The 5340-nt window shown below is 69.0% G+C and carries 7 protein-coding genes; 4 read left to right on the top strand and 3 right to left on the bottom strand.

All coding sequences use genetic code 11. The features are described 5' to 3' along the window. Positions 1-95: 95 nt before the first annotated feature. Genes ACFWE2_RS24280 through purM form a run of 3 tightly spaced genes read left to right on the top strand, consistent with a single transcriptional unit; the run spans position 96 to position 3166 of the window. Positions 96-395: a hypothetical protein gene (locus tag ACFWE2_RS24280; RefSeq protein WP_377226776.1), complete on the top strand. Its 300-nt coding sequence runs from the start codon at positions 96-98 to the stop codon at positions 393-395. Between the two features lie 58 nt (positions 396-453). Beyond that, positions 454-2001 carry an amidophosphoribosyltransferase gene (purF, locus tag ACFWE2_RS24275; RefSeq protein ID WP_377226775.1) on the top strand — a complete coding sequence of 516 codons (1548 nt, stop codon included), beginning with the start codon at positions 454-456 and terminating at the stop codon, positions 1999-2001. A gap of 58 nt (positions 2002-2059) precedes the next feature. Next, entirely contained in the window at positions 2060-3166 is a 1107-nt protein-coding gene (gene purM, locus ACFWE2_RS24270; RefSeq protein ID WP_357503867.1) for a phosphoribosylformylglycinamidine cyclo-ligase, read from the top strand. Between the two features lie 72 nt (positions 3167-3238). Here purM and ACFWE2_RS24265 read toward each other — a convergent pair whose 3' ends face one another. Beyond that, complete coding sequence (locus ACFWE2_RS24265) at positions 3239-3451, bottom strand: DUF3073 domain-containing protein (RefSeq protein ID WP_377226774.1); 213 nt, start codon at positions 3449-3451, stop codon at positions 3239-3241. A gap of 595 nt (positions 3452-4046) precedes the next feature. Between ACFWE2_RS24265 and ACFWE2_RS24260 the strand changes: the two genes are divergently transcribed. Beyond that, the gene (locus ACFWE2_RS24260; protein ID WP_108495333.1) at positions 4047-4256 is read left to right on the top strand and encodes a BldC family transcriptional regulator; all 210 of its coding nucleotides are present in this window, start codon (positions 4047-4049) and stop codon (positions 4254-4256) included. A gap of 65 nt (positions 4257-4321) precedes the next feature. Here the strand turns inward: ACFWE2_RS24260 and ACFWE2_RS24255 are convergent, their stop codons facing one another. Beyond that, a complete protein-coding gene (locus ACFWE2_RS24255; protein WP_377226773.1) occupies positions 4322-4645 on the bottom strand; it encodes a DUF3618 domain-containing protein in 324 nt (107 codons plus the stop codon). Next, positions 4642-5094 (bottom strand): phage holin family protein, encoded by a 453-nt coding sequence (locus ACFWE2_RS24250; RefSeq protein ID WP_377226772.1) that lies wholly within the window; start codon positions 5092-5094, stop codon positions 4642-4644. Before ACFWE2_RS24250 ends, ACFWE2_RS24255 begins: the two co-directional genes overlap by 4 nt. Positions 5095-5340 lie beyond the last annotated feature (246 nt).

The raw sequence follows: 5340 nt of genomic DNA, 5'->3' as shown, positions 1-5340 counted from the left end.
CTGGTGAGACCAGGGAGACTCGGACAGGCGCTCTACTTCGCCGTCCCGGTGGTCGCGTCTTCGGGTGGCTCCTCCTGGGCGCGTACCCTGGTTTCGTGAGTGAGACCCAGGCACCGAGCGATCCCGCCGACGACGTGGAGGTGCGCGACGTCATCGACCCGGCCAGCGTTCGCCGGGCTCCGCGGTACAAGGCGTTCTTCTGGACCGGCGCGCTGATCGGGATAGTTCTCGGGCTGGGCCTGTCCCTGTACCTGGTGAACTCGCCCTCCGGTGCGGCCATGATGAAGCCCGGCGTGTACGTCACGGTGCTGACGGCCTTCGTCACGATGGTGACCACGCTGCTGGCCGGGCTGTTCGCCGTGCTCGCCGACCGCCGGAGCCTGCGCGGCCGCTGACGCGGAGGTCACAGGTCGGTCTGACGACTTCGATCCGGCCGCATGGGATACTCGGGGCATGCCTCTGCGCGGAGATGGCCGACTCAACCACGACCTCATGCCCGGCGAGAAGGGCCCCCAGGACGCATGCGGCGTCTTCGGGGTCTGGGCACCCGGCGAGGAGGTCGCCAAGCTCGCGTACTTCGGTCTGTACGCCCTGCAGCACCGCGGACAGGAGTCCGCGGGCATCGCCACCAGCAACGGTGAGCAGATCCTCGTCTACAAGGACATGGGGCTCGTCTCCCAGGTTTTCGACGAGACAGCCCTGAACGCCCTGACCGGCCACATCGCCGTCGGGCACTGCCGTTACTCCACCACCGGTGGCGTGACCTGGGAGAACGCCCAGCCCACGCTCGGCGCCACGGCGTCGGGCACGGTGGCCCTCGGCCACAACGGCAACCTGACCAACTCGGCGGAGCTCGTCAACCTCGTGGCCGAGCGCTACGGCGCGCAGCGCCGGGGCGAGCTCGCCCGCGGCAACACGACCGACACCGCCCTCATCACGGCACTGTTCGCCGGCGACGCGGACCGCACCCTCGAGGCTACGGCGCTGGAGGTGCTCCCGCGTCTGCGCGGCGCCTTCTCCCTCGTCTTCATGGACGAGAACACCCTGTACGCGGCCCGCGACCCGCAGGGTGTGCGCCCGCTCGTCCTCGGTCGCCTCGACCGCGGCTGGGTGGTCGCCAGCGAGACCCCCGCCCTGGACATCGTGGGGGCGTCCTACGTGCGCGACGTCGAGCCCGGCGAGCTCATCTGCATCGACGCCGACGGCATGCGCTCGGAGCGCTTCGCCCAGCCCGAGCGCGCGGCCTGCGTCTTCGAGTACGTGTACCTGGCCCGGCCGGACAACACGATCAACGGCCGATCGGTGCACGCCGCCCGGGTCGAGATGGGCCGCCAGCTCGCGCGCGAGCACCCCGTCGAGGCCGACCTGGTGATCCCGACGCCGGAGTCCGGCACCCCGGCCGCCGTCGGCTACGCCGCGGAGTCCGGGATCCCGTTCGGCCAGGGCCTCACCAAGAACGCCTACGTTGGCCGCACGTTCATCCAGCCGTCCGACACGCTGCGGCAGCTCGGCATCCGCCTGAAGCTCAACCCGCTGCGCGAGGTCATCAAGGGCAAGCGCCTCGTGGTCGTGGACGACTCGATCGTGCGCGGCAACACCCAGCGCGCCCTGATCCGGATGCTGCGCGAGGCGGGCGCCGCCGAGGTACACGTGCGCATCTCGTCGCCACCGGTGAAGTGGCCCTGCTTCTACGGCATCGACTTCGCGTCGCGCGCCGAGCTCATCGCCAACGGCCTGGCCGTCGACGAGATCGGCCAGTCGCTCGGCGCCGACAGCCTCGGCTACATCACCACCGAGGGCATGATCGCCGCCACGGAGCAGCCCAGCTCGCAGCTCTGCGCGGCCTGCTTCACGGGCAAGTACCCGATCGAGCTGCCCCCGGACGACCAGCTCGGCAAGCACCTGCTCGAGCAGGCGGAGCTGCCGCTCGGCCCGCCCGAGGACGGGCTCAAGCAGCTCGCCGTGAGCAGGGGCGGCGCGACCGCGCTCGATCACCCGTGACCACACCGCTTCACCAGCACACCGCTTCACCCGCACCGACCACCCTCATGGAGCACCAGTGACATCCGAAGGCCTGACGTACGCCGCCGCCGGCGTCGACACCGAGGCGGGCGACAAGGCCGTCGAGCTCATGAAGGACGCCGTGCGCCGCACGCAGGGTCCGGCAGTGCTCGGCGGAGTGGGCGGCTTCGCCGGCCTCTACGACCTGTCGGCGTTCAAGGGCTACCGCGCGCCGCTGCTGGCGACGTCCACCGACGGCGTCGGCACCAAGGTCGCGATCGCGCAGGCGATGGACAAGCACGACACCATCGGGTTCGACCTGGTGGGCATGGTCGTCGACGACATCGTCGTGATCGGCGCCAAGCCCTTGTTCATGACCGACTACATCGCCACGGGCAAGGTGGTGCCAGAGCGGATCGCGGACATCGTCCGCGGCATCGCGCAGGCCTGCGAGGTGGCCGACACCGCGCTGGTCGGTGGCGAGACCGCCGAGCACCCCGGCCTCCTGAAGCCCGACGAGTACGACGTCGCGGGGGCCGCCACGGGCATCGTGGAGGCCGACAAGGTCCTCGGTCCGGACCGGGTCCAGCCCGGCGACGTGCTGATCGGCATGGCGTCCAGCGGTCTGCACTCCAACGGGTACTCGCTGGTGCGCGCGGTGATCAAGCATGCGGGCTGGTCCCTCGACCGGCACGTGGACGATCTCGGCCGGGCGCTGGGCGAAGAGCTTCTGGAGCCGACGCGCGTCTACGCCACGGACTGCCTGGCCCTCGCCGCGGACGAGGCGGCACAGGTCCACGCGTTCACGCACGTGACAGGTGGCGGCCTCGCCGCGAACCTGGCGCGCGTGCTCCCGGCTGGGCTGGTCGCCACGGTCGATCGCGCGTCCTGGGACGTGCCGGCGGTGTTCCGCATGGTGCGTGACCTCGGCGGCGTCCCGAACCGCGACCTGGAGAACACCCTCAACCTGGGCGTTGGCATGGTGGCGGTAGTTGGCGCTGACGGCGCCGCCGCTGCCCTCTCCCGTCTGTCCACGCTGGGCGTGCCCGCGTGGACGCTCGGGAGCGTCGAGACCCTGGATGCCTCTGCGGCGCAGGAGGACCTGGTCGCAGGGACGAAGGGCGTATCCGGCGGCGCTGTCAGGCTCGTGAACGACTACCGCTGATGATGCGGAGCCAGGACCAGGGAGACCTGATCGAGGGCTGAGCGCGGTGCCGGCGCTAAGGCGCCGGCACCTTTAACGCGTGTTGCCGTCCTGCTCTAGCCAGTCGGAGTACCTGTTGTCGTACTCCTCGTCCTCCGGGGCGTCCCACCGCGACTGTGTCGCAACATCCGTGCGGGAGCTTCCGCTGAGCTCCTGCTCGAGGGCGTGATAATTGGTGTCCGGGCTGTAGTACTTCAGCTCGCGAGCAACCTTGGTCTGCTTAGCCTTCTGACGGCCGCGGCCCATGGCTCCGACCCCCCTCAACGTAGGAGCGGGGCGGCACCGTGCATGGACGTGCGGCCCCGTAGCGTTTCGTCTGTCCAGGTTCCAACGTTACATGCTGGTACGGCGTTTCTTCCAGTCCGTGGACGTGATTCGTCCGATCGCCTGATGTGACATTCGGATCACCCGGACCGCCACGTCTCGCTCGCAGACGGCCAGTTCCTTGACGAACACATGGCTGACACCTGGTTGGTACATTGCCATGGCGGCCAACTGGTCGGGGTCGAGGCCGTGCGGCGACAGAATCCCGCTCTCGGGCGCGGGGCGCCTTTCCCTGATGCTTTGCCGACTCCTGGTTGACGTGCGGATGTCGACCGGCTCCGCCCCTGCCGCCGGCCGTTCGCGGCGACGAGGTGCGACCGGATAGTGGCATTGGCGTGTCGCACGTGTCCGAGACACGCCCGAAACGGGCGCGCGTGGCGAGGCCTCGAGAAAGTGAGGAAATAAACCGCTCCCCCAAGTCGCCTAAATCCCGTTTGCTGCTAACAATGGTGCAAGAGCGGGTGTCGTCAACCGCCTGGTACGGCCAGGCCGACACCGTTCCGGAGGAGGTGCGGGGATGTCCATCCACGGAGAATCCGAGGTCCTGCTCACGCCCGCCGAGGTAGCGAGCTTGTTCCGTGTTGACCCCAAGACAGTAACGCGTTGGGCAAAAGCGGGAAAGCTCTCGTCGATCCGGACACTTGGCGGTCACCGCCGCTACAAGGAGTCCGAGGTACGGGCGCTGCTCGGTGCGGCAGCGGACAGCTCGGGCGACTCTGACAACTAGTCAGGCGTCGTTGACGGATTGGTCGGCAAGCAGAAACGAAGGCGCGCCGGGTGCTGCCCCCCAGCTCAGCCCCGCGCGCGCCTGAGTACGGCGGTCACGGCAACTGCCGTACCGATGACCACCACTAGCGTGGCTCCCATCAGGAGCTTGGCGTTGCGGGCCCGGCGCGGATCTTGCGCCGGGCCGTTCTTGTTGCCGAACGCGCCGGTAGCCATCGCGCCGGCGTCGCTGGCGGCCTGCTTGGCCTCGCGCGCGATGCGGGCGGCTTGATAGCCGGGGCTCAGGCGGGTGGTCAGCTCGTCGATGGCCGCGGCGAGCTCCGCACGGGTGCGGAGAACCTCGGCCTCGAGCTCATGGCTGCTGGGCGGCGGTGTTGTCGGAGTGCTCATCGGTGCATCCCCTCCCTGATCGACGCGATGTCGTCCTTCACCCGCTGGACGCTCTCGGGCGGGGTGGTGCCCTTCTTCAGGAGCTGCACGCCCACCAGGGCCAGGACGGCCGTGACGAGCAGCATGAACCCGCCTATGGCGAGCGCGGACAGCCACAGCGGCCACACCGTCCCGAGGCCGTACACGGCGGCCAGGAGCAGCACGCCAACGGTGTAGACGAGGATCAGTAGCGCGAAGACCAGCAGTCCGATACCGATGCCGGACTTCTTCGCCTTCTCGGCCAGCTCCGCCTTGGCGAGCGCGATCTCCGCGCGTACGAGCCTCGATGCCTGGTCGGAGATCTGCTCGACGAGCTTCCCCAGCGATGCGGGCCGCTCGGGTTCCGGCGTGCCTGTCGGGGCGCCGCCTGCCGCCCCCGTGTGGCCGTCGATCTTCACGTCCTCGATCATCTGCCCTCCCGTGCCGCCGTTTTCGTCTGCGCGCTGAAGACAACTCAACAGGTCAAGTGCGCATGGGGCAATTCCTGGCGCGGCGTGGCTCCAAGGAAAAGGCATGAAGGGAACGTGCGCGAATGGATTTTTGCTGAAAGGAATTGCCTTGGAGTTGTCTGAGGACGATCGCCGCCTCTGCGGGCGTCGGCCGGCACGGCGACCGCGTCAGCGTGGAAATGCCGACGGGCCGCACTTCCGAAGAAG

It is taken from the genome of Promicromonospora sp. NPDC060271, assembly GCF_042726755.1.
Classification (GTDB): Bacteria; Actinomycetota; Actinomycetes; order Actinomycetales; family Cellulomonadaceae; genus Promicromonospora.
Note: the sequence above shows the minus strand (reverse complement) of the source record. Positions and strands in the feature narration are given on the sequence as shown.